Consider the following 24,083-nt stretch of genomic DNA (forward strand, 5'->3'; position numbering starts at 1 on the left):
ACTTGCCTACTGTAACTTGCCCCCATGCGAAAATTGCTTGCGGGGCTATTTTTAGGACTGTTTACCAGTAGTGGGGCTTTTGCCCAGAGTTTGCCCATCATCAGCCAAAACCCGCCGGCGCTGCGTTGGCAGGAGCTTCGCAGCCCGCACTTTCGGGTGTTGTACCCGGCGGGGCTAGATTCGGCGGCCCAGCGCACGGCCGGGCGGCTGGAGGCTGTGCAGAGTCCCGAGGGCAGCACGCTGGGCGTGCAGGCCCGGCCCATTGCGGTGGTGATGCAAAACCAGACAACGGTCAGCAACGCGTTCGTGACGTTTTTGCCGCGCCACGCCGAGTTTTTTACTACCCCCGACCAGGGCCAGGGCCTGGGCACCGTCGACTGGCTCGATGGGCTGGTGGTGCACGAGTTTCGGCACGTCAACCAGTTCGACAAGGCGCGACAGGGCTTTGGGCGGGTGGTGGTGCCGCTGCTGGGCAATGGCGGGCTGGGCGTGGCGGCGGTGGGCGTGCCGCAGTGGTTTTTTGAGGGCGACGCGGTGGGCTCCGAAACGGCGCTGACGCGCAGCGGGCGCGGGCGTATTCCGTATTTTGGCGTGGGCTTACGGGCCAATCTGCTCGATGGGCGGCTGTATTCTTATCAAAAGGCGGTAAATGGCTCGCTGCGCGACAACGTGCCCGACTGGTACGTGTTGGGCTATTATTTAACTTCTTATGCCAAAGCACACTACGGCCCCGATGTATGGAGCCGAGTGCTGGACCAGTACTACCGGTTTCCGTTTTATCCCTTTTCCTTTTCCAACAGCCTGCGGCGAACCACCGGCCTGCGCGTCGAGGACCTCTACGCCCGCACTATGCACGAGCTGGACTCGACCTGGCGCGGGGCCCAGGCTGCGCGCCTTGCCAGGGAGCCGGCTTTCCCGCCGGTGCACGAGCTGGCCGGCCAGGCCGTAACGCGGGTATTTACGCAGTATCAATACCCGCAGTACGTGAATGACAGCACGGTGCTGGCCCTGAAAAGCGGCCTCGGCGACATTCAGCGCCTGGTGCTGCTGGGCCGCCACGGGCGTGAGCGCCGGGTGTTTACGGTGGGCTCGCTCAATATTCCGGAGATGCTGTCGGTGGGTGGCGGCAGGGCCGTGTGGCCCGAATTTCGGCAAAATCCCCGCTGGGGCAGCAAATATATTCAGAATTAAAGATACTTGACCTTGCTGCCGGCCGCCTCAGGCGCCTGGGCAAGGGCCAGCGCTACGCAGCGGCCGCCCTCTCACCTGATGGGGCACGCCTGGTGGCCGTGCGCACCGACGAGGCCTATCACCACGCGCTGGTAATTCTGGATGCCACGAACGGCGCTGTTATCACTACGCTGCCCAACCCGCACAATGATTTTTACCAGCAGCCGCGCTTCACGCCCGATGGCCGCCGCGTGGTAGTGGTGGCGCTCAGCGCCGCCGGCAAAACCCTGAAGCTGCTCGACACTACCACCGGGCAGTCGGCCAACCTGCTGCCGGTGGCCAATGTCAACCTGGCTAATCCGCAGCCCTGGGGCGACTACGTGCTGTACAATTCGCCCCAGTCGGGGTAGATAATATCTATGCCGTGCGCCTCAATACCGGCCAAACCTACCAGGTAACCAGCCGGCCGGTGGGCGCCTACCACGCCGCAGTGGCTCCCGATGGCCGCCACCTGGCGCTGCACGACTACCGCGCCACCGGAGCCCGCGTGGTCGAAATGCCCCTTGACCCGGCTACCTGGACGGCCCTTGCTGCGCCGGCCCGCACCGATGAGCCCGAGCCCTACGCCGATGCCCTGACGGCCGGCGAGCCCGGCGCGGCGCGTATGCGCAAGCTGCTGGCTTCGCCCGACTCGGCGGGACCGCGCTACGGGGTGCGGCGCTACCATCCGCTGGCGCACGCCTTCCGGGTGTTTAGCTACGGGGTGGTGCAGAGCCCGGCCGGCAGCACGGTGAGCGCAGGGCTGCGCTCGCAGGATTTTTTAAGCACCACCCAGCTATTTGCCGGGCTGAGCTTTGACCAGACCGAGCGCACACTGGCCGCGACCACTGCCCTCAGCTATCAGGGGCGCTTTCCGGTGCTGGATGTAGAGGCGACTTACGGCGGGCGTAACGCGGCGCGCTACTTCGACCGCAACCAGAGCCGCAGCAATCCGCTCGATAGCCTGCGCACTACCCGGTGGCAGTATGCCCGCCTGCTGGCCGGGGTGCGTATTCCGCTGGTGCTCACGCGCTCCAAATATTTGCAGGCGCTTACGCTGGGCGCGTATTACCTGCACGAGCAGGTGTATAACTACGAGCCGACCTTTCGCAGTATCAGCGAAACCGGCCCGACTACGCCGCTGCACGCCATTCAAGCCAGTCTGAGCTATGCCAGTCAGCTCAAGCAGAGTGCCCGCGACGTGGCTCCGCGTGGCGGGGCTACGCTGCTGGCTACGTATCGCACCACGCCTTTCACTACCAACCTACAGGCGACGCAGGTAGGCGTGCAGGCGGCAGTGTACCTGCCGGGCCTGGCCGCGCACCAGGCGCTGCGGCTGCGCGGCGGCTACCAGTACCAGCAGCAGAACCAGTACAGTTTTGCGGCAGCTATCTCTTTTCCGCGGGCCGAAACCAGCTACGTCAGCTTCGACCGCCTGGCCGTGGGCAGTGCCGATTATTACCTGCCGCTGGCCTTTGTGCACTGGTCGGTGGGGCGGGTGCTGTACGTGCAGCGCCTACGGGCTACGGCGTTTGTGGATGTGGCGCAGGGCCAGCTGCTGCGGCAGCAGGCCACCATAAACTACTGCAATAGCGGCGCCGATTTGATGGCTCTGTTCAATGTCTTTCACCTGCGCACGCCCATTGAGGCCGGGGTAAGGGTGGCGTACAGCAGCTTTTTGCAGGGCTGGGTAGTGCAGCCGCTGGCGTTTAATGTGCGGCTGTGAGGCCGGGCTACGCCGGGGGCGCAAGCCGGATGAGGTAGGCGGTTTCCTCGGCTACGTCGGCTCGGGCCAGGGCCGACTCCTTTATCAGCAGCACGCTCGAAAACAGGAGCAGTGTGGCTCCGAGCACGCTCAGCAGCGCGATTATCCAGGTAGCCGAGCTGTTGACCAGCTCAAAGACCCCGATGCTGAAAATGCTGGCAATGAATATGCTGAGCGTCAGGTGCAGGCCGGTCATGGCTTGCTGAAGCAGCCGGGCGCGCCGGGCGGCAAATACAAGCTGCTGGGCGAGGTGCGCGCGCTCGGCCGGGTCGGGCGTTGACGTAGCCGCCAGCTGCTGGTTCTGGCGCAGCTGCTGGGCCACTTCGCGCTGCCGGTCGAGGCTACGGCTCAGGCGCTGCGAGGTAGTAAGAATAAGCGAGCCGCACGCCGACACCAGAATGGCCGGCGTAAACATGGCCGAGAGAATCGAGAGCGTGCCGGAAAGATTGGCCATAGCAGCAGAGCAGAGATACGTTGAGTGGTGGGGCAGCCCGCGCCAGCGGGCCTACACAATCGCTTTTTCCTCTACTTCCCGCTCTTTGAGCCGCGACTTCGTTTTGCCGATGATGTAGCGCATGCCTTTGTCCTGGGTTACGTAGTTCCAGGCCCAGGTCAGGAATACGGCTAGGCGGTTGCGGAAGCTCACCAGGGCCAGCACGTGAATAAAGCTCCAGGTGAGCCAGCCAAGCCAGCCCGTGAGGTGATATTGCTTGCCAAACAGCTGAATGTCGGCCACCGCACGGTGCCGGCCGATGGTGGCCATTGCCCCCTTGTCGTCGTAAACGAAGGGCTGCATCGGCTGCCCGGCAATGGCCCGCTTGATATTTGCCCCCAGCGCCACGCCTTGCTGAATAGCGGGCTGCGCCACTTGCGGGTGGCCTTCAGGATAGGCGGGCGTGGCCATCTGGGCAATATCGCCAATGGCGAATATACTGGTGTAGCCCGCCACCCGGTTAAACTCATCTACCTGGTAGCGGTTGGAGCGCAGCAGCGCCGCCGGGTCGAGGCCCGCCACCGGAGCGCCCGTAACGCCCGCCGCCCAGATGAGGGTGCGCGTGATGAGCTTGTCGCCGCTTTTGAGCGTCACGGTGTAGCCGTCGTACGACGTCACCCGGTTATCGAGCCACACCTGCACTCCCAAATCCTTCAGGTATTCGAGCGATTTGGCCGAGGCTTCGGCCGACATGCCTTTCAGCAGCACCGGCCCGCTCTGGATAAGATGGATGTCCATCTCCTTGAAATCCAGCTCGCGGTAATCGCGCGGAAATACGTGGGCCCGCAGCTCGCTCAGCGCGCCGGCCATTTCGACGCCCGTGGGCCCGCCACCCACAATCACAAAGTCGAGCAGGCTGTTGAGCTGCTCCACATCGCCAATTTGCAGCGCCTGCTCGAAGTTGGAAAGCAGTGTGTTGCGCAGCTCAATGGCATCGCTGACGCTCTTGAGGCTGATAGAGTTGCGCTCCATCTCCTTGTCGCCAAAGTAGTTGGACGTGGCGCCGGTAGCCAGCACCAGGTAGTCGAAGCGCAGTAGCCCGATGGTGGTTTCGACTACCTGCGCCGTAGCGTCTATCGACTTCACTTCGGCCAGCCGGAAGTAAAAGTTCTCCTGCTCACTCAAAATCTTGCGAAACGGCGACACAATGCTGTCGGCATCGAGCCCGGCCGTAGCCACTTGGTAGAGAAGCGGCTGGAAGGCGTGATAGTTCTGCTTATCGATGAGCACTACCTGTACCGGCGCATCGGCCAGGGCCTTGGCCAGCGCTAGTCCGCCAAAGCCGCCGCCCACGATAACAACGCGGGGCTTACCCAGGTCTTCAATTTTGGTGAGTCCTTCCATGATTAAGCAAAGATGCGGGCGCGGCGGCTCACCGCCCGGCAATTGCCAGCCAATACGGGCAGCCCCGGCTTCGCGTTGGACCGCCCCACCCCGATAAGCTCGACATAACTCGGGCCCGCCGGATACGGTAGTAGCTAGCTCACCCTCTCTTCCTTTTCCTGTTTCTTATGAAAAACCTACTGCTGGGCCTGGCCCTGGCCTGCGGAGCCGGGCTAAGCGCCTGCACGTCTGCCGTCAACGTGGAGCAGCGTGCCGATGTTAACTTCAGCAAGTACCGCACCTTTGACTTTGCCGATACGGAAGTGAAAACCAACGGCGACCGCAACCCGCTGCTGCGCAGCCCTATCGCCCAAGACCACATCAAGCAGGCTATTGCCGGCGAGCTGGCCAAGCGCGGGCTGCGGCAGGTCGACAGCAACCCCGACTTTCTCATCACAACCCATACCTACGTAGAGGAGGCCGAGCGCACCGTGACCGACAACCTGCCGCCGGCCGGCTATGCTTATCCGTATGCCATGTCGTACCGGGGCCGGTTTTTACCCATCAACTACGGCGCCTGGTATACGCCGGCCTACTACCAGACGGCCCACACCGAGCAGTACCGCGAAGGCACGCTGGTGCTCGACTTCATCGATGCCCGCACCAATAACCTCGTGTGGCGCGGCTCCATGACCGACCCGGTCGATGACCCTGCCCGGCTGGGCAGCGACTTCAGCAAAGCCGCCAAGGAGATTCTGGATAAGTTTCCGGCTGGCGATAAGAAGTCTTAATATAGTAAATAATTAATATAAAACGTACCGCTGGCCTCAGGGTCAGCGGTACGTTTGCGTTTAGGCCTGCCGGTGCTCGCTCAACTGCTCAGCTGCTCAGCTGCAGGCCGTGGGCCATAAAGCGCCGGTAGATGCCGGCCAGAATCTCGCTCTTGGTGAGCTGCTCCTGCCGGATGTTCATCACCCAGAACAGCACTTTCAGCTCATAGTCTTTGCCGTTGATGTCGTTGAGCAAAATCTCGGGCGGCAGGTTGGGCATGGTGTAGGGGCTGCTTTTGATTTCTTCCTGAATCTGCTCGCGGGCGGTTTGCAGGTCGGTTTCGAGGTCGGTGCCGGGGGCCAGCTTCAGCGCCAGGTCTACGCGAATATGGTCGTTGGTACGGGTCCAGTTGATGACGTGGCTCGACAGCAGGTCGCCGTTGGGCACAATAATCTCGGAGCCCGTGGGCGAAGTGAGCTTGCTGGAGCGGATACCGATATCCTGCACCCGACCCGACTTGCCGGCCACCTCGATAAAGTCGCCTACGTGAAAGGGACGCTCAAAAATGAGGATAATGCCCGATACCAGATTGTTGACAATGCTTTGCAAGCCCAGGCCGATGCCGACGCTCAAGGCCCCGAATACAATGGCAATCTTGCTCAGGGGTAGCCCGAAGCCGTGACGGCCAGGCCGACTCCAACCAGCACCAGAAACAGCCGCAGGGCTACCAGCCACGAGCCCCGGTGGCGCGCGTTGGTATCAGCCTCTTCGCCGATTTCGCCAAAAAAGTAGCCGATGTACTGCTGGAGCCGCGCCGAAACGTAGAGAATAAAAAAGAACAGTGCCACGTTGCCCAGCGTAAACTGCGTGCTGCCTAGCACCCGTGGGGCCGTGAGCAGGTTGCTAATGGCCTTATAAAGCACGCCTTGCAGCGCGAGGTTGGCCGTAAAAACCAGCAGCCACATGCCTCCCACCACTACGGAGAGCAGGCGCATCAGGCTGGCCCCGATTTTATCGTAGTCGAAGCCGGGGCCATTGGCCACGCTGCGGCTGGCCAGCATTTGCAGGTGGAAGGCTTCGGTAAGCAGCTGAATAAGCACCGCCAGCCCAATGCCCTGGGTGAGGCCAAAAATAGCGGCCGTGCTCAGCAGCTTAGCTAGGCTTAAGCGGCCCAGGATATTGGCTCCGCCCGCTACCACATTCAGCCCAATGAAGAGGAAGGTAATGGGAACGACAAAATGCGGCAGCTGCACCCGCCGTCGGATGCGGAGTAAAAAATAGGCCCCGATGAAAGGCGCTAATCCATTGAGCAGCAGTAAGCCGCCACGGGTACCGAGGCTGGCCCCGTCGCCGGCATTGGAAACGGCCAGTACCGCGAAAAAGCCTACCAAAGCCAGCCAAGACCAAAAAGATGAGCGGGGCCACGAGCGCCAAAAGACGCCCGTAAGGGCCAGCAGCAGCAGCCCCTGCAGCACATCGAGATACACCGGCGGCGGGCGCAGCTCCAGGGCCGGTGCCAGGCTAAACATCACGACTCCGGTGGCGGCCAGCGGCCAGGGCTGTAGGTAGCGCAAGGGCTGCGCCAAGGCCAAGTGCTCGCCATGGGCCGGTACCCGGCGGTAGTTGTAAGTGACCCAGCCAAAAAATACCAGCCCCATCAGGGCCATGTAAACCCAGTTGTCCCAGTTTGTGCCAAAATAAAAGGCAATGATGCGCTGGCGGGCTTCCTGCAGGTGCGGCGATACGGGCGGCACTACCACCTCGCGGGCCGCCCGCGTCCACAAATAGGGGTATTGGCCGGCAAAGGTGCGCCGCCCAAACCCGCGCAGCTGCCCGCTTACCTGGTCCTGCAATTCCAGCGTTTGGATATAGCTGGTCGATACCTGCGACTGGAGCCGGGCCACTGCTTGCAGGCGCTGCGCCAACACGCGGGTTGTGCGCTGTTTTTTAGCGCTTAGCGCCGCATCGGCTTCGGCCAGCGTTTGGGTGGCGCTGGAGTCGGTAGCAGCAGAAGATAGTACTGGTAGCAGCGTCAGCGCCTTCAGGCGGCTTTGCACGGCGCTGTACTGCTGCCGCGCCAGGCTAAGCTCAGTCCGCCAGGCAGTAAGCTGTTGCTGAATATTGTCGAGCATCAGCTGGCACATCTGCACCTGCTTCACATCGAACACCCGGCCGGTTTCGGCCACGCTGTGCCGGATTGCGTGCAGGTTTTCGGCCAGCTCGGGCAATTCGGTGGCGATGGGCTTGGTATCAAATAAGTTGTAGGTCTGGCTTGTGAGCGCATCGAGGGTGAGGTACGCCGATTCCAGCCGTTCTGAGCCATCCAGGTCAACACCGGCTTTGGTTGAGTCGGCGGGCTGTGCCGGGCGGTGCGCCTGGGCGGCCCCGTCGCCTACGCTTAGCAGGCTTACCAGCACGATGCCAAAACTAACGCGCCAGCGCAGCAGCCAGGCGGCAGGCATAAGCCTGGCCGGCAGGCTGCCAGAAAGTATTCCGAAAAAAACATGGAGAGAAGGTCGAAGCAAACTTATACAGGCACCGACTGGCGCCGCTTCCGTAGTTAGCGCGCTTGGTCAGGTACGTAAAAAAACTCTGTTGCTCCGGCGGCCTCGTGCCGGGGCTCGGCGGCCCGAGCCCGCAGCTCCACCCGCCTTATTTTACCGCTGATGGTCTTGGGCAGCTCGGCCACAAACTCCAGCACGCGGGCATCTTGTAGGGCGAGAGCTGCTCGCGGCTGAACGCAAATAGCTCCTGCGCCAGCTCAGCAGTGCCGTCGATACCCGGCCTGAGCAGTACAAAAGCTTTGATTTCGTGTCCTTTGATGGGGTGCGGCACGCCCACCACGGCGGCTTCTATTACGGCCGGGTGCTCGATAAGCGCACTCTCGACCTCAAACGGCCCCACACGGTAATCGCTCGACTTTATCACATCATCGTCGCGGCCCACAAACCAGAGGTAGCCGTCGGCATCTCGGTAGGCCTTGTCGCCGGTATAGTACAGGTCGTGCCGAAATACGCTGGCCCGGCGCTCGGGCTCACCATAATACTCCTTAAATAAGCCATTCGGCTGGTCCGTGTTGGTATGCACCACGATATGACCTTCGGCCAGGTCGGGTTGAAGGGTGCCCTCCTCGTCGGCAATGGCAATGCGGTACATAAACGACGGCTTGCCCATGCTGCCCAGGCGCACGGCGCTGCCGGGCAGGTTATAAATCATGGCCGTGCTTTCGGTCTGGCCGTAGCCGTCGCGCAGCAACCTGCCCGTGCCCCGCTGCCAGGCCTCAATCACCTCGGGGTTCAGCGGCTCGCCCGCACTCACGCACTCGCGAAAGGTAAACTTATAGGCGGCCAGGTCTTCCAGAATAAGCAACCGGAGAACGGTAGGCGGCGCGCAAAACGTAGTTACCTGCTCACGGGCCAGCGCGGCCAGCAGCGGAGCTGCCGCAAAGCGCCCGCTGCCCTGGTAGGCAACCAGCGTCGCGCCCACGCTGAGCGGCGCAAAAAAGCTGCTCCAGGCAAACTTTGCCCAGCCCGACTGCGAGATGTTGCAGTGCCGGTCGGAGGGGCGCAGGCCAATCCAGGCAGCCGTGCTGAGGTGGCCCACCGGATACGAAAAATGCGTGTGCGTCACTACTTTGGGTAAGCCTGTAGTGCCCGAGGTGAAGAATAGAAACAGCGGGTCGTCGGGCCGGGTAGGGGCTGCCTGGGCAACAGCGGGCCGGGCGGCCGTACCCGCAAAGCCTACCCAGCCCGGCCGGTCCGGGCCGCCCACCAGCATCTTCAGCCGGATGGGCTGGCCCAGCGCCTGCTCGGCCGCGTCAATTTTAGCGGCATTCTCGGGGTCGGCCACCACCACTGCGGGCAATAGCTTGCTAAACCTATATTCCAAATCCTTGGCCGTGAGCACGCTGGCGGCCGGAATCAGGAGCTGCCCGCCTTTGATACCGGCTACGTAGGTATCCCACAGCTCGGCACACACGGGCATCATCATCAGCACGGCCTGCGTGGCCTGGACACCGGCGGCGCGCCAGAAATTGAGTAGGCGGTTGGCACGAGCGGCCAGCTCGGCGTACGTTATTTCCTGGTGGCCAGCATCATCGGCGAGTACCAGGGCGGGCTTGTCGGGATGAGCGGCCACGTGCAGGCCTTCGAAGATGTCGGCGGTCCAGTTGAAAAAAGCTGGCTGCGGAATGGGCAGCGTATCCAGCTCGTGGTACGTGCCGGCTTCGGCTATGCGCTGGAAATGCCGGAAATAAGCTTGCATAAGTGACAGCAGGTAAAAGGCTAAGCGCCGTGAAGGTAAAGGAGGCTGCGCTACCACTACCGGTGCGGCCATTCAGAGAGGCTAACACGCAGACAAGGATACTGCCAGGCCTCGTTGCAGCTCATATTTTCGCTAAGTTTATGACCAGGCCAAATTTGGTAAAGTGCAAAATTATGTTGCCCATTTGGTTTCCCGCCTTACTGCTGAGGTAGAGAGCCTGGCGTCATTAGTTGGGGAAAAAGAGCGGCTTTATAAGATAAATGATAAAAAAAATTATTAAAGTTAAAAACGCCCTCCGCAATGAGTAGGGCTGCTTTTTGAGACAGAAAGAACTTCTTTAGTAGCCAATTAGCTGTGCTTTGGCAGGGGGCGTACTTGCTGCAGCAAGAGACCTTTAGTATTTTTAAGACAGGGGTTTTTCGCTGGCAACTACCTGGTTAGCTTGTTTAGTGTCCGGCTTTATTTTTTTCTATTTTTCTGCATGAAAATTTTTACGAAAAAAAGCCTGGCCCAAGGCACTGGGCTGCTACTCTTGGTATGGCTAAGCGTGGGAAACAGAAGCGTTTGGGCTCAGTGCGCCTGTAGTACTACGGTGAGCAACGGAACCAACCTTACCCCTAGCGCCAATGCAACGGTGTGCATTGCGGCAGGCACCAGCTATACGGGGCAGCTCACTATTAATAAGAGTGGCATTGTAATCTGTAACAGCGGGACTATCACCGGCACCATCAAGGTTAATAATGGCGGCGCGGGCGTCATCATCAACAACCTGGGCACTATATCAACCAATAACATCAGCCTGGGCGCCGCTGCTACCCTCAATAACGGGAGCAGCGATGGTGGCGCCACGGTGGTAGCCGCTGCTACCTGGGCGGGCTACATTGGCGCGGGAATAACCGTGGCACCGGTCATCAACAACTACGCTACCTGGCAGGCAGGGCTACAGCCCATTCCGGGCGGCACTATCAATAATAAGGGGGGGCTACCTGGAATAGCTACCTCAACACGAATGCCAACCTGACCGTCAACAACGCCGGCACCTGGAGCACGCAGGTGCAGGAGGGGGCAACAGCCCTACCATTACCATCAACAACACCGGCATCTGGAACGGTGGCGTAGGCGGCGGCTCCGGCTCCTTGATTATCAGCAATAGCACTACCTGGACGCAGGGCTTCAATTTTCCGGGCGGCTCGGCCAACTCCTTTACCAATGCGGCAGGTGCTTCGACCACGTTCGCTGGCTACCTGGGCCTGGCCGGCAAAGTGATGCTCGTCAACAATGGCACCATGAGCCTGGGTAGCGGCATGAGCGCCATCGCAGCTGGCTCGACCCTGCAAAATGGGGCGGGCAGCACGTTCGACCTCACGGGCGACTTTGTAAACCAAGGCACGGTAATGCAGCAGGGCGCGCTTACTATTTCGAATAATTTTACCAACAGCGGCACTATTACCGGGCCGCCAGCGCTACCCCGCAGTACTATCCGTGCCGGGAACTACACGGTTAATAGCGGCAACTTCGGGGCCGATGGCAGCTACCTCAACTTTTGCGATGCGGGTGCGCCCAGCACTGGCTTCGATTCGCGCGGGGGCACTATCGGCAGCAACGTAACCTTTTGCGGTGCTGCACCTCTGCCAGTTACGCTTACCAGCTTTACGGCGCAGTTGCGCCAGGGCCAGGTGCAGCTGCGCTGGACTACGGCCTCGGAGCTGGGCAATGAGAAGTTTGTGCTGGAGCGCAGCGCCACCGGCGCAGGCTTTGCCGCCATTGGTGAGGTGGCCGGCCAGGGCACGGTGCCTACTGCCAGCAGCTACGCCTTCCTCGATGCGCAGCCGCTGCCCGGCCGCAGCTACTACCGCCTGCGTCAGCTCGACCTTGATGGCAACAGTACGCTTTCGCCCGTGGTAAGCGTGAGCCGCGAGCAGGCCCCCGTGCAGCTGTATCCTAACCCTACCGATGGGCTGCTGACGCTCGACCTGCGCTCGCTGCCTGCTGCTGCCTGCCCGGTGCGCCTGCTGAGCCTGGCCGGCCAGGTGCAGCTCGCCCAAACCCTGCTGGGCGGCCAGCTGCAGCCGCTTAGTCTGCGCGCGGTGCCGGCGGGTAGCTACCTGCTCGAAATAAATGCTGCCGCACCCGGTTGCAGCGTGCAGCGTGTGGTAAAGTATTAGCTCGTCCGAAACGGGTGCCCCCCGCGGGCCAGCCGCCCGGCCAGCTCTACGGCGTAGCGGGCGCGGGTTTCGGGGCGCCGGGCATCCGCTACTTTGCGGGCCATGGCGCGGCGCATCGCGCCGGTATGCGCCAAAAACGCCAGCTCGGCCTCGGGCCAGGCAGCAAGGGCTTCGGCCAGCTCATCGGGCAGGTCAACATAGTCGGGGTTGGGGTCAGGATATAGTGTTAAGTCTATGTGCTGGCCAAGCTGCAGCCCGAGCCGCTGGCACAACGCTTTGCGCAGCAGCAGGTAGCGGCCGCCGCCTTCCAGCGGCAGTAAGCCCAGCCGCTCGGTATGGCCGTTGAGGGTAGCAATAACTCGCTTAACAGCCTTGCCACCCAGGGCTTGCCAGGCTTCCTTCGGCACCACTACCAGCTGCGTTGGCATAAAGCTGGGCCCACCAGCTTCGAGCACGGCGCTAAAGCGAACGAGTGGCTGCATAAGCTGACTGTTAAAGCGGCTTCGGAACCGGTATAAGGCTGCCAGGTAGCGCGGAGTTATTAGTCCGCGAGTGCTCCGCATAGCAACTCGCCAACTAAAACTCCGCGCTACCTTGCAGCGACTCCGAAACCACGCTAGCTAACTAATATGGGTATCCCGGCAAAAGTAGCTTAGTAATCAGCCGCCGCGGCTTAGCTCAGCTGCACTTGCGCCAGCTGCTTGTTGATAAAGTCAATTTCCTCGAAGCTCAGATGCACGTCGATTGCCTTGGCATTTTGCACAGCCTGCTCGGGGTTGCGAGCGCCTACCAGTGCCACCGTTATGCCGGGCTGGGCCAGCGTCCAGCGCAGCACAAGCTGGCCCAGGGTCGCGTTTTTGGTTTCGGCCAGGGGCCGGATTTTGTGCAGAAACCCGTTGACTTTCGTTACCGCTTCGGGCTTAAAAAGGCGGTTGGTGCTGCGCAGGTCGCTGGCATCAAAATGCTGGCCAGGCTTGATTTTGCCCGTCAGCAAACCAAGCTGGAGCGGACTATATACCAAAATCGCTTTGTTGTGCTCCTGGCAGTAAGGCACGATGTCTTTTTCGATATCGCGCCGCAACATGCTATAAGGCACTTGGTTGGAAGCCAGCGCCAGCGTCTGCTCGGCTTCCTGCATCTGAGCTACCGAATAGTTGCTGACGCCCGCAGCCCGCACCTTGCCCTGCTCGATAAGGCGCTGCACGGCTTCCATCGTTTCGGCGATAGGGGTGGTCACGTCGGGCCAGTGCTGCTGGTAAAGGTCGATATAATCGGTGCCCAGGCGGCGGAGGCTGTCCTCACATTCCTTGATGATGCTATCGCGGCTGGCATACTTATACACGTCGAGGTCGTGGCCGCTGTTATCCTTGGTTTTCATGGCGAAGTCGCCTTTTGCCAAATCCCAGCGCATGCCAAACTTGCTGAGCACCTGCACTTTGTCGCGGGGCAGGCTCTTAATGGCCTCTCCCACAATCTGCTCGCTCAGGCCCATGCCGTACACGGGCGCTGTGTCGATGCTGGTGACGCCCAGGTCGTAGGCCGCATGAATAGCTCCTACCGCGTCGTTTTGCTCGGTGCCGCCCCACATCCAGCCGCCCGCCGCCCAACTGCCGAAGGTGATGCGCGATACGCGCACCTCGGAGCTACCTACTTTCTGATATTCCATAAGTTACGTAAACTAAATGCCGTAAAACGTCTACCCTTAACCCCGCTGCCTGGCCGAAGGTTACGCTTTGGCCGGCTGGGGCTGGTTGAACGAGGGCCGCCTCCCACGCGTTAGCCAGACAGGAAAACAAACATTTTGTCGGGCTTGCGGCTTCGTGCCTATCCATTGCCTTTGCTTTTTAATTCTATGAAAGTTGAAATCTGGTCCGATGTAGTATGCCCATTTTGCTATATTGGCAAGCGTAAGTTTGAGAAGGCGCTGGGCGAGTTTGCGCACCGCGCCGAGGTGCAAATTGAGTGGAAAAGCTTCGAGCTGACGCCCGACTTTGTGCCCGTGCCCGGCGAAAGCATCCACGCCTCGCTGGCCAAGAAGAAGGGCGTGCCCGAGGCCGAAGGCCGCCGTATGAACAACTATATGACGCAGACTGCCAAAGAGGTAGGCCTTGACTATCAATTCGATAAAGCCATTCCGGCCAACACGTTTCTGGCCCACCAGCTCATTCACTTCGGGGCGCAGCACGGCCGCCAGGATGCTACCAAGGAGCGCTTGTTTGCCGCTTATTACCTCGAAGGCCGTGACCTGAACTCGGTAGATACGCTCACGAACCTGGCGGCTGAAATCGGCCTCGATGCCGAGGCGGTGCGCCAGGCGTTACTAGCCGGTACCTATGCCGAGGCCGTACGCCGCGACGAGTACGAAGCCCAGCAGATTCAGGTGCGCGGTGTGCCATTCTTTGTATTTGAGGATAAGTACGCCGTATCGGGCGCGCAGCCCAGCGAGGTATTTGCCCAGGTGCTGGACACCGTGTGGCAGGAAGCGCACCCCAAAGCCCAGCCCGTGGTACTGGCCAATGGCCCTGCCTGTGGCCCGAAGGCTGCGACTAGCCGAGGGCGACGAAGACCATGAATCCGGAAAGCGCAGAGTAGAGCTAACCAGCCGTTAGCTCCACTCTGCGCTTTCCGGATTCATGCTTTTTCTCTTCATACTTTCGCCACCCGGCCGGGCGTAGGCTTGTGAAGAGGAGGCCGGCCAAATTACTAAAGTATGCCAAGGGCTCTTGCGAACAGATGAATAACTTGAAAGGTAACTATTACACCAGTAAAGCGTTAGGTGTTTTGGCCTTGCCCGCCGTGGCCGGCCTGCTGGCATTAGCGGCCTTTCGCAGCCCCGCTGATGGTAACCCTATTCAGGTAATTGCAGAAAAGCTAAGTGAGTATTATGCCCTCACGCGGCCCGAAAAGGTATACCTGCACCTCGACCGCCCGGCCTATGGCACCGGCGAAACCATCTGGTTTAGTGCCTATGTAGTAGATGCCCTCCGCCACCACCCCGATACCCTGAGCCGGGTGCTGCACGTAGACCTGCTCTCGCCCGAGCGCCGGGTGGTAGTGCGCCGCACCCTGCGGCTGGCGGGTGGGCGCGCCTATGGCGACCTCGATATCAGCGACACGCTGCAAGCCGGTACCTACCTGCTGCGGGCTTACACCAACTGGATGCGCAATGTCGGGCACTCGGAGTATATCTACGAGCGTCGCCTGCAGGTGTGGCCGGCTGCCCCCAATCAGCCCGAAGAAACCGGGGCGTGGCCAACTCGGCCAAGTCTTCCACTCACGCCGCTACCGCCGCTGGTAAGGTCGATGTGCAGTTTTTCCCGGAAGGCGGGAGCCTGGTAGCCGGCCTGCCGGCTACGGTGGGCTTTAAGGCGCAGGCACCCAGCGGCCGGGGCGCGGTCATCAGCGGCCAGGTGCTCGATGAGCAGAACAAGCCGGTGCTGGCTGCCTTCAGCAGCCAGCACGCGGGCATGGGGCGCCTGAGCTTTACGCCCGCGGCTGGCCAGCATTACCATGCCCGCGTAAAGCTGGCCGATGGCAGCAGCGCCGATTACCCGCTGCCTGCCGTGCAGGCCACCGGCTATAGCCTGCGCGTGCTCGACGCCGGCGATAGCTATACCGTGGAGGCCCGCTACCGCGGAGTGCCCGGTGCCCCGGTGCCCGGCCCGGTGATGCTGCTTACCGAAGTGCGGGGCTACCTGGTAGGGCTGGTGCCCCGGCCCATTACCGATGACGGTACGCCCGTAAGCTGGAAGCTGGCCAAGGCGCGCTACCCAAATGGCATTCTGCATATTACCCTGTTTGATGCCCAGCGCACCGCGCAGGCCGAGCGGCTGGCGTTTATCCTGAACGGGCCGCCGGCGCTGCGCGTAGTGCTTACGCCCGATAAGGCTTCGTATGCTCCGCACGACCCCGTGCACGTGAAAGTGCAGGTGAGTGATGCCGCGGGCCAGCCGATAGCTACCAACTTGTCGGTGACGGTAGCGGAGGCCGGCGCGGCCGGCCTCGACCCCGACGCCGGTACGGTAGCCACCAACCTGCTGCTGACCTCCGACCTGGCCGGCTACGTCGAAAACCCTGGCTATTACTTTCAGACTGCTACGCCCGAGGTTACCCGTGCCCTCGACGACCTGCTGCTTACTCAGGGCTGGCGGCGCTACGTGTGGAAGGAAGTACTGAGTGGCACCCCGCCCGCTCTGCCGTACGGAGTAGAGCAGAGTCTGACCCTGGCCGGGCAGGTTACCGGTATGGGCCAGAAAGGCATTGCAAATAGTCAGCTCACCTTTATTCAGGCACGGCCTACTCGTAGCGTCCTTACGGCCAGCACCGATGCCGATGGCCGCTTTCGTTTCACGGGCTTTTCGGGTAAAGACACTTCGGTGGTGACGTTGCAGGCACGGCGCATCGGCGGCGGCAGCAATGTAATCATTCGTCCCGACCTGGGTCCTCCTACTTTTGGGGCGCCCTTGCCGCCGCTGCCACCCGTGTCGGCAGCTCCGCCGGGTGTGGCCGACTACCTGCACCGTAGCCGCCAGCAGCAGGTGCAGGAGCGCCAGGGCCGCCCCGAAGGCGACATTCGCAATGTGCAGCTGGGCAACGTAGCCGTAACCGGCAAAAAAGCCCTGGTGCCGCCCGACGACCCCCGCCGCCTCTACCCCGGCGTTGTGGCCAATACGATAATAGACTTTGCTAGTATGCCCGCCGCGCAATCAGGCTTGTCTATTTTTCAGCTGCTCCAGGGCCGGGTGGCCGGCCTTACAGTCACGGGTAATCCGCCCGATGTAACCGTTCAGATTCGGGCAGCGGCACGCCCCTGTTTTTGCTCGATGGCATGAAGGTAGACGATGATGTAATCAACACTATTCCCTCTAACCAGGTAGAGGCGGTAGAGGTGTTTAAAGGCCCCGAGGCGGCCATTTTTGGAGGTGGCTCGGGCGGCGTAATTGCGGTATACACCAAGCGCGGTGACAAAAATTACAAAGGGGACGACGCAAATACCCCTAGTCCCGGCATTATCACGGTGCGCCTTCCTGGTTTTTATCAGGCCAGGGAGTTCTATCAGCCGCGCTACGGTGCGCCCGTACTGAATGCCCCTGCTTCCGACCCGCGCCACCTCACCCTGTACTGGGACCCGCAGATGACGACCAGCATCCTGGGTAAGACTGAGTTTACGTTCTTCACTGCCGATGGCAGCGGCAACTACCAAATCAGCGTCGAAGGCATCAGCCTGAATGGCGACCCCAGCCGGGGCTCCAGCACTATCTACGTTGCTCCCAAAGGCAGGTAAGAGAGTTCAAATCAGCGAAAAAGGCCGGCTACTATACTCGCAGGGGGAGTATAGTAGCCGGCCTCGCATTTACCGAGCGCAATGCAGCCGCTAGCTGGCGGCTCGAAAAACCTCGTCTTCCAAACGCTTGAGGCGCGGCTCCTGGTCTTCCAAAGGAGCCAGGCGACGGGCCAGGTCATCGGCTTTGTCATTGCCGGCACGCATGAGCTGAAGCATTTGCAGCTGTACATTCAGGGTATCATCCAGCCGGCGCCCGTGTTCTTTCAGAGCCACACCCTGCTCAATAATGGCTCGGCCGTGCTCCCTTATTTCGGTTAGCATGGCTTCTTGCCGCTGCTCGGTCTGCGTATGGCGGGCCTCCGAAATTTTAAAGATGTTGATGATATCACCAATCTGCTCATCAATGTTATCCAGCCGCCGCTCAATGCGGCCGATAACCACACCTTGCTGACCGATAGCCTCGCCCTGCTGACCGATAGCCTCGCTCTGCTTACGGATAGCTTCACTCTGCTGACGGATAACCTCGCCCTGCTGACTGACTATAGTAAGCAGCTGGTCTTGCTTGCGGGCTAAGTCCACGAGGAAGCTTTCTAATTGGTCGAAGCGTTTGTTGACGTCCATGGGGGCAAAGTTTTTTGCGAATATATAGCTGTTAAGCCAGTACAGCTTCATCGGCTCCCAGCTCTACCAACAGCTGGTGGGCCATGCCCACGTTGCGGATGCCATCGATGGTTAGCTGGAGCTTGTCTTTCTGGTCTTTCATGCGGGCCGTGCGTGGGTGAGTCTGCACAAAGTTGAGCAGGCGTCCAAAGCCTTCCCCCTGAAAGTAAGCCTCGTGTCCCGGCCCGGCGGGCAGGTAGGCACGCAGGGTTTCGCGCTTCAACGTCAGCTTCTCAAAGCCCAGCTTGCCTGCCTGCCAGCGCAGCTTCACAATATCGACAAGCTGCTGCACCTGTTCAGGCAGCGGTCCAAAGCGGTCGGTCATGCTGCTCACCAGCTTAGCCAGCTCCTCGGGCTTTTGGGCCCGGTCGAGCTTGGCATACAGCTGGAGGCGCTCCGATACGTTGTTCACGTAGGTGTCGGGGATAAGTACCGGCAAGTCGGTTTCAATTTGGGTATCGCGCGGGCCGCTGGGGCCATTCAGCGCCCCGGCGGCCATTTGCAGGCGCTGCTGGCTGGTGCTGCCTTCGCCCAGAAACAGGTCTTTAAACTCGGTTTCCTTCAATTCCTGCACTGCTTCGTCGAGTACCTGGTGGTAGGCCTCGTAGCCCAGGTCGTTGATGAAGCCCGACTGCTCGCCGCCCAGCAGGTTGCCCGCCCCCCGAATGTCGAGGTCGCGCATGGCCACGTTGAAGCCCGCGCCGAGGTCCGAAAACTCTTCCAGCGTGTTCAGGCGCTTGCGGGCATCAGCCGGCAGGTTGGCCACTGGCGGCGTCAGGAGGTAGCAATATGCCTTGCGGTTCGAGCGGCCCACCCGGCCGCGCATCTGGTGCAGGTCGCTCAGCCCGGTGAGATGCGCCCGGTTGATAATGATGGTGTTAGCGTTCGGAATGTCCAGCCCGCTCTCAATAATATTCGTCGAAACCAATACATCGTACTCGCCCTCCACAAACTTCATCATACGCTTTTCGAGCTGGTCGCCGTCCATCTGCCCGTGGGCAAACGTGACGTGGGCATTGGGCACGAGGCGCAGTATCATGGCCGCCATCTCCTCAATATCGCTCACCCGGTTGTGTACAAAAAATGCCTGCCCGCCGCGTTTCAGCTCCCGCGCAATGGCGTCGCGGATAATGGTTTCGTCAAATACGTGCAGCTCGGTCTGCACCGGCTGGCGGTTGGGCGGCGGGGTGGCAATTACACTCAGGTCGCGGGCACCCATCAACGAAAAGTGCAAAGTGCGAGGTATCGGCGTGGCCGATAGCGTGAGGGTGTCCACGTTCACCTTTATCTCCTTGAGCTTGTCTTTGGTCTTGACCCCGAATTTTTGCTCCTCGTCAATGATAAGCAGGCCTAAATCCTTGAATTGAAGCTTCTTATTGGTGAGTGCATGCGTGCCAATAAGAATATCGGTGCGGCCGGCCGCCACGCGCTCCATCGTTTCCTTCACCTGCTTCGGCGATTTAAACCGGTTGATGTACTCCACCGTCACCGGCAGGTTGGCCAGCCGGTCCCGAAAGGTTTTGTAGTGCTGCATGGCCAGGATAGTAGTTGGCACCAGCACCGCCACCTGCTTGCCATCGGCTGCCGCCTTGAAGGCCGCCCGAATGGCCACTTCCGTCTTGCCAAAGCCCACGTCGCCGCACACCAGCCGGTCCATGGGGTGGGGCTGCTGCATGTCGTTCTTCACGTCCTCCGTGGCCTTGGCCTGGTCAGGCGTGTCTTCGTAGATGAACGACGATTCCAGTTCGGCCTGCATAAAGCCATCCTTGGAAAAGGCAAAGCCCGGCGCACTCTTGCGCTTGGCATACAGCCGGATAAGGTCGGCCGCGATATCCTTTACTTTCTTCTTGACCGATTTTTTCTTGTTCTCCCACTCCGCCGAGCCGAGCTTGCTCATGGTGGGCGGCGAGCCTTCCGCGCCACTGTACTTCGCAATCTTGTGCAGGGCGTGAATGCTCACCGTCAGCACGTCATCGTCGCGGTACACCAGTCGGATGGCCTCCTGCACGTGCCCGTTTATCTCAACCTGCGTCAGCCCCGCAAAGCGGGCAATGCCGTAGTCCTGGTGCGTCACGTAGTCGCCGGGCTGCAAGGTCTTTAGCTCGCGCAGCGTCAGGGCCTTCTTCTTCGAAAACTTGCGCGTTTCCTGCGCCCGGTAGTAGCGCTCAAATAGCTGGTGGTCAGTATATACGGCCAGCCCGAGCTGTTCGTCAATATAGCCTTCGCGCAGGGCAATGAGCAGATGCTGAAACTGCACGTTGGGGTCCAGCTCGTCGAAAATCGTGCGGAGCCGGTCGGCCTGCCGCACCGAGTCGGCGGCGATGATGGTGGTAAAGTACCGCACCTTATTCTCCCGAATGTTCTTCAGCAGGCGGTCAAAATCCTTGTGAAAGCTTGGCTGCGGCTTGGCCGTAAACTGAAATTCCTGACTGTTTTTGAAGTAAAACCGCTTGCCAAACTCCACAATGGCAAACTCATCGAGGCATTTTTTCAGGCTCTTGCCGTTCTCAAATAAGTCGGCCGGCTTGGATACAATCTGCATGCCGCCGGCCTCGTCCAGCACTTTTTTAAAGTTGCTTTCGGCCTTGTCATACAGCTCCGTTACCACGTCCAGCGTCTGGCGCAGGTCCTTCACCCACAGGCAGCTGGTGCGTGGCAAAAACTCCAGAAACGACTCGCGCCGCTCCTGCAGCAGCTTGGTTTGCACGTTCGGGATAATGCTGACGCTGGGGCGCGGCTCTACCGAAAGCTGCGTTTCCGGATTGAAGGTTCGAATGCTCTCAATCTCATCGCCAAACAGCTCTAAGCGGTACGGCAGCTCATTGGCGTAGCTGAATACATCCACGATACCGCCGCGCACGGCGTATTGCCCGGCCTCGTACACAAAATCACTCTTCTCGAAGTCGTACTGCCCCAGCAATTCGCCCAGAAAATTCACGTCGAGCTTGTCGCCTACTTTGGCCGAAAACGTGTTCTGCACCAGGCTCTGGCGGTTAATCACCTTCTCGCTCAGCGCCTCGGGATACGTAACGATGAGCGGAGCCGTCCCCAGGGTTGCTACGCTGGCCTGCCGGCTGGCATTGAGCTGGTTAAGCACCTCAGCGCGCATCAATACATTGGCATTCTCCGTCTCGTCAAACTCATACGGCCGCTTATACGAGCTGGGAAAAAGCAGTGCCTCCGGCCCGTCGGGCAGCAGGTGGCGCAGGTCGGCCATGAAGAGCGCCGCCTCGTCTTTATCGTGCAGAATGAATATATTGGGGTGCGCATAATGGGCGCTGGCTGCCGCTACTACGGCATCCAGCGAGCCTACCAGGCCGCGCAGCTGCACCCGCAGCTCCCCGCCCCGCGCCGCATCATCGGCCGGGCGCATGGGGTCGGCAGGCTTAGCCGCGCCGTGCAGGCGGGCACTCAGGGTTTGCAGCTCGGCATCGAGGCGATAAAGACGAAGAAAATCAGCTACTTGCACAGGAATTTAATGTGTACAACGTGGCGAATGCGGACATGAGTAAATGGCTACTGTAGCCTTGCTCATTCCCCAGAATATCCACATTTTTCACCTTTTTAAATTTGCATATTTATTAAAAACGGTCAGCCCGGCCGGGAGTGATTCCGGTCGGGCTAAGCGCTCAGACAATACCGCTGCAAAGCTCCGAAAGTTTCCGCCGTAACTTAGCCCAATAATTTTAGTAAGTTATTTTATGAATCCGCGCGACCTGCCCGAAGTAGTAGCTGAATTGATTATTGAGATGCACGAAGTACGCTCGGAGCTTAGAGATATGCGAGCTGAAATGGCGGGCATGCGCAAGGACATGCGTACCGAAATAGGTGGCATGCGCGAAGGCATGCGTACCGAAATGAGCGGCATGCGCGAGGACATGCGGGCAATGCCGGAGCAGATTGGCATGTCGGTAATGCGGGCATTGGAGCCTTTTCTTAATCGCTTGCTTGAGCAAGATGACAAAATCAAAAGCCACGAAGGTCGGTTGAGTACGCTCGAAAACCCTTCCATTTAATTCCTTGCGCGGTTCTGCTCACCTGGCCATTGGCCTCATCACGGGCGTGGCGGTAGCCGGCCTTGTGCGCGGCATTCCGTTTTCGCTGCCCGGCATCGCGCTGGCCGGCTTCTCGGCTCTCGCCCCCGACCTCGACCACCCCGAAAGCCGGTTGAGCCAACGCCTGGGCTTTGTGCACGGCTACGTGCGCTGGGCCTTTGGCGCGGCAGCGCTGGGCCTAGCCGCCTATGCCTACTTTATGCTGCGGCCGGGTCCCGACCAGCGCCTGAGCTACGTGGCCGCGCTGGCCTTCGGGCTGCTGGGCATTGGCCTGCAGGGCGGCTCGGCCCGTAAGCTGGCGCTGCTGTTTACGGGCCTGGGTACGGTGCTGGCGGGCCTCTACGCGCAGTTTCTGTGGCTGAGTCTGCTGGGTACGTTTATCTCGCTGGCTCCTTTCACCTCGCACCGCACTTGGACGCACACCCTCTGGGCCACCGCATTCTGGACGTATATCGGCTACCTGGCCAACCAGGCGCTGGGCTGGCATGGCGTGGCCTACTACGCCGGGGCGGGCTACGCCTCGCACCTGCTGGCCGACTCACTTACCAAATCGGGGGTGCGCTGGCTGATGCCGCTGACCGATTTCAGCTTCAAAATACCCGTGCTCAGCACCGGCACCAAGACCGGCAATGTGTTGGAAGCGGCCATCTGCCTGGGCTACGGACTGCTGGTGCTGGGCCTCGTGATTGGGCGGGTAGGGTTTTGAAATGAATAACTTGTGTATGTTGCTGTTGTGCCTTAGCTTCGCGTCGGAGCGAATGGCATGGTGGCGGAAAAAGTATCCTGCCTAAGCCATACTAGGGCGGTAATTTATCGCTGTGCCCCCCGTTATTCATTGTTTTTTAATGTGTTAGCCTGCCGGGCTGTTATTCGGCAGGCTTTATTCCAACTGCTACCCATTCTCAAAATTTTACCCCCACCAACTTACCAGTTTTTATGAACCAGATGAATAGTCCGCTCATCCGGGTCGGCGTTTTCTACGACGGCAATTATTTCCTTAAAATAAGCGATTATTATTATTTTCAGCACGAGCGCAAGGCCCGTATCAGCCTCGAAGGCCTGCACGAGTTTATCCGGCATCAGGTAGCTGAGGAAGAAGATGTTGATGTACGCCTGGCTCAGATTACCACTTCCCATTTTTTCCGGGGCCGGCTATCGGCTACTGAGGCGCGCGATAAAGACCGGCTCTTTCACGACCGCCTGCTCGACGATATTCTGATGAACCTGGGCGTGTGCACGCACTACATGCCCCTCAAAACCCGCGACGGCCGCCTGCAGGAAAAGGGCATCGACGTGTGGCTCAGCCTCGAAGCTCTTGAAATGGCGCTGCACAAGACCCTCGATGTGGTCGTGCTCATTGCCGGCGACTCCGATTACGTACCCCTGATTCGTAAGCTCAACACGGTGGGTACCCGCGTGATGCTGCTCAACTGGGATTTCAAGTATGAGGATTTCAAGGGGGAAACCCGCGTAACCCGCGCCTCGCAGCACCTGCTTGAGCAGGCCACCTACCCGGTAGCCATGCACGCCGTTATCGACCGCGGCTTGCAGGAGCAGGATGAAGTAGTGGAGAATATGTTTGTGACGCAGAGCGAGCCGGCCGCGTTTGCTACCCTGCCGACCCCCGCAGCCACCAATGGCAGCACCAATGGGTTTGCGGCGGCCGCAACCACGGCAGCCGCCGCTGCTGCAAGCCGGGCCGTGCGCCCCACCGGCCCCACGGCGGCCGGCCCGGTCGGCACCATCGGCATCAGCACTATTAAGAATCTGAAAAATGGCTTCGGATTCGTCGTAATGCCCCCTAACAACTTGTTTTTCAGCTACGCAGATTTATCAGAAGGCGACTTCAACGACCTGCGCGAAGGCGATTGGGTAGAGTTTACCGTGGGTCGCAACCACCGTGATGAAGATTGCGCCCGCAACGTACGCAAAGTTGCCGCTCCCAACATGGTCGGCGACGAGGAGGGTGACTACGAGACCACCGCCGTACCGCAGTCGGTAGGCGCGGAGCTGTAAGACTACCCACGCACAAAAGCAGCAAGGGAAATGGCCGCCGTCCGGCGGCCATTTCCCTTGCTGCTTTTGGTGAGCGCCC

Annotated in this window: 22 protein-coding genes; 13 read left to right on the forward strand and 9 right to left on the reverse strand. The window is 60.2% G+C overall.

Translation table 11 applies throughout. The features are described from left to right. Positions 1 to 24 precede the first annotated feature (24 nt). The 3 genes from GKZ67_RS23910 to GKZ67_RS23920 are packed head-to-tail and all read left to right on the forward strand — an operon-like array spanning position 25 to position 2,935. The gene (locus tag GKZ67_RS23910; RefSeq protein WP_254244938.1) at positions 25 to 1,191 is read left to right on the forward strand and encodes a hypothetical protein; all 1,167 of its coding nucleotides are present in this window, start codon (positions 25 to 27) and stop codon (positions 1,189 to 1,191) included. Then, complete coding sequence (locus GKZ67_RS23915) at positions 1,137 to 1,580, forward strand: WD40 repeat domain-containing protein (protein WP_254244939.1); 444 nt, start codon at positions 1,137 to 1,139, stop codon at positions 1,578 to 1,580. The genes GKZ67_RS23910 and GKZ67_RS23915 overlap by 55 nt, the downstream gene beginning before the upstream one ends. A gap of 14 nt (positions 1,581 to 1,594) precedes the next feature. Continuing rightward, positions 1,595 to 2,935, forward strand: a complete 1,341-nt coding sequence (locus GKZ67_RS23920) for a hypothetical protein (protein WP_254244940.1) — start codon at positions 1,595 to 1,597, stop codon at positions 2,933 to 2,935. A gap of 7 nt (positions 2,936 to 2,942) precedes the next feature. On the opposite strand, the gene GKZ67_RS18955 is transcribed toward GKZ67_RS23920, so the two are convergent. After that, positions 2,943 to 3,428, reverse strand: a complete 486-nt coding sequence (locus tag GKZ67_RS18955) for a DUF2721 domain-containing protein (RefSeq protein WP_173245555.1) — start codon at positions 3,426 to 3,428, stop codon at positions 2,943 to 2,945. A 51-nt stretch (positions 3,429 to 3,479) separates the two neighbouring features. Next, entirely contained in the window at positions 3,480 to 4,811 is a 1,332-nt protein-coding gene (locus GKZ67_RS18960; protein ID WP_173245558.1) for an NAD(P)/FAD-dependent oxidoreductase, read from the reverse strand. Between the two features lie 167 nt (positions 4,812 to 4,978). On the opposite strand from GKZ67_RS18960, the gene GKZ67_RS18965 reads away from it, so the two are divergent. Next, a complete protein-coding gene (locus tag GKZ67_RS18965) occupies positions 4,979 to 5,581 on the forward strand; it encodes a DUF4136 domain-containing protein (protein WP_173245561.1) in 603 nt (200 codons plus the stop codon). A gap of 88 nt (positions 5,582 to 5,669) precedes the next feature. Here the strand turns inward: GKZ67_RS18965 and GKZ67_RS18970 are convergent, their stop codons facing one another. The 3 genes from GKZ67_RS18970 to GKZ67_RS18980 form a co-directional block, all read right to left on the reverse strand. Next, positions 5,670 to 6,194, reverse strand: a complete 525-nt coding sequence (locus GKZ67_RS18970; RefSeq protein ID WP_254244941.1) for a mechanosensitive ion channel family protein — start codon at positions 6,192 to 6,194, stop codon at positions 5,670 to 5,672. 26 nt (positions 6,195 to 6,220) lie between these two features. After that, complete coding sequence (locus GKZ67_RS18975; protein ID WP_173245567.1) at positions 6,221 to 8,023, reverse strand: hypothetical protein; 1,803 nt, start codon at positions 8,021 to 8,023, stop codon at positions 6,221 to 6,223. A 190-nt stretch (positions 8,024 to 8,213) separates the two neighbouring features. Then, on the reverse strand, positions 8,214 to 9,824 hold the full coding sequence (locus GKZ67_RS18980; RefSeq protein ID WP_217278636.1) for an acyl-CoA synthetase: 1,611 nt from the start codon (positions 9,822 to 9,824) through the stop codon (positions 8,214 to 8,216). A gap of 592 nt (positions 9,825 to 10,416) precedes the next feature. On the opposite strand from GKZ67_RS18980, the gene GKZ67_RS18985 reads away from it, so the two are divergent. Continuing rightward, positions 10,417 to 10,845: a hypothetical protein gene (locus tag GKZ67_RS18985; protein ID WP_173245570.1), complete on the forward strand. Its 429-nt coding sequence runs from the start codon at positions 10,417 to 10,419 to the stop codon at positions 10,843 to 10,845. A 115-nt stretch (positions 10,846 to 10,960) separates the two neighbouring features. Beyond that, a complete protein-coding gene (locus GKZ67_RS18990) occupies positions 10,961 to 11,989 on the forward strand; it encodes a T9SS type A sorting domain-containing protein (protein WP_173245573.1) in 1,029 nt (342 codons plus the stop codon). On the opposite strand, the gene GKZ67_RS18995 is transcribed toward GKZ67_RS18990, so the two are convergent. Both GKZ67_RS18995 and GKZ67_RS19000 read right to left on the reverse strand, forming a co-directional pair. Beyond that, positions 11,986 to 12,471, reverse strand: a complete 486-nt coding sequence (locus tag GKZ67_RS18995; RefSeq protein WP_173245576.1) for a YdeI/OmpD-associated family protein — start codon at positions 12,469 to 12,471, stop codon at positions 11,986 to 11,988. The two genes, GKZ67_RS18990 and GKZ67_RS18995, sit on opposite strands and share 4 nt — an antisense overlap. 191 nt (positions 12,472 to 12,662) lie before the next feature. Continuing rightward, entirely contained in the window at positions 12,663 to 13,655 is a 993-nt protein-coding gene (locus GKZ67_RS19000; RefSeq protein WP_173245579.1) for an aldo/keto reductase, read from the reverse strand. A 186-nt stretch (positions 13,656 to 13,841) separates the two neighbouring features. Between GKZ67_RS19000 and GKZ67_RS19005 the strand changes: the two genes are divergently transcribed. The 4 genes from GKZ67_RS19005 (at position 13,842) to GKZ67_RS19020 (ending at position 17,273) form a co-directional block, all read left to right on the forward strand. Beyond that, positions 13,842 to 14,561: a DsbA family oxidoreductase gene (locus GKZ67_RS19005; RefSeq protein WP_173245582.1), complete on the forward strand. Its 720-nt coding sequence runs from the start codon at positions 13,842 to 13,844 to the stop codon at positions 14,559 to 14,561. 215 nt (positions 14,562 to 14,776) lie between these two features. After that, a complete protein-coding gene (locus GKZ67_RS19010) occupies positions 14,777 to 15,328 on the forward strand; it encodes a hypothetical protein (protein WP_173245585.1) in 552 nt (183 codons plus the stop codon). After that, positions 15,238 to 16,821, forward strand: coding sequence for a hypothetical protein (locus GKZ67_RS19015; RefSeq protein ID WP_173245589.1), 1,584 nt, complete (start codon positions 15,238 to 15,240; stop codon positions 16,819 to 16,821). Before GKZ67_RS19010 ends, GKZ67_RS19015 begins: the two co-directional genes overlap by 91 nt. After that, positions 16,818 to 17,273: a hypothetical protein gene (locus GKZ67_RS19020; protein WP_173245592.1), complete on the forward strand. Its 456-nt coding sequence runs from the start codon at positions 16,818 to 16,820 to the stop codon at positions 17,271 to 17,273. Before GKZ67_RS19015 ends, GKZ67_RS19020 begins: the two co-directional genes overlap by 4 nt. A 90-nt stretch (positions 17,274 to 17,363) precedes the next feature. On the opposite strand, the gene GKZ67_RS19025 is transcribed toward GKZ67_RS19020, so the two are convergent. Both GKZ67_RS19025 and mfd read right to left on the reverse strand, forming a co-directional pair. Further along, positions 17,364 to 17,894 (reverse strand): hypothetical protein, encoded by a 531-nt coding sequence (locus tag GKZ67_RS19025; RefSeq protein WP_173245595.1) that lies wholly within the window; start codon positions 17,892 to 17,894, stop codon positions 17,364 to 17,366. Positions 17,895 to 17,925: 31 nt separating this feature from the next. Further along, positions 17,926 to 21,402 (reverse strand): transcription-repair coupling factor, encoded by a 3,477-nt coding sequence (gene mfd, locus GKZ67_RS19030; protein WP_173245598.1) that lies wholly within the window; start codon positions 21,400 to 21,402, stop codon positions 17,926 to 17,928. Positions 21,403 to 21,634: 232 nt separating this feature from the next. On the opposite strand from mfd, the gene GKZ67_RS19035 reads away from it, so the two are divergent. The 3 genes from GKZ67_RS19035 to GKZ67_RS19045 all read left to right on the forward strand — a co-directional run bounded on the left by GKZ67_RS19035 (position 21,635) and on the right by GKZ67_RS19045 (position 24,004). Next, positions 21,635 to 21,949 carry a hypothetical protein gene (locus GKZ67_RS19035; RefSeq protein WP_173245601.1) on the forward strand — a complete coding sequence of 105 codons (315 nt, stop codon included), beginning with the start codon at positions 21,635 to 21,637 and terminating at the stop codon, positions 21,947 to 21,949. 4 nt (positions 21,950 to 21,953) lie between these two features. Then, positions 21,954 to 22,694 carry a metal-dependent hydrolase gene (locus tag GKZ67_RS19040; RefSeq protein ID WP_173245604.1) on the forward strand — a complete coding sequence of 247 codons (741 nt, stop codon included), beginning with the start codon at positions 21,954 to 21,956 and terminating at the stop codon, positions 22,692 to 22,694. A gap of 230 nt (positions 22,695 to 22,924) precedes the next feature. After that, on the forward strand, positions 22,925 to 24,004 hold the full coding sequence (locus GKZ67_RS19045) for an NYN domain-containing protein (RefSeq protein WP_173245607.1): 1,080 nt from the start codon (positions 22,925 to 22,927) through the stop codon (positions 24,002 to 24,004). Positions 24,005 to 24,083 lie beyond the last annotated feature (79 nt).

Source organism: Hymenobacter sp. BRD67, assembly GCF_013256425.1.
GTDB lineage: Bacteria > Bacteroidota > Bacteroidia > Cytophagales > Hymenobacteraceae > Hymenobacter.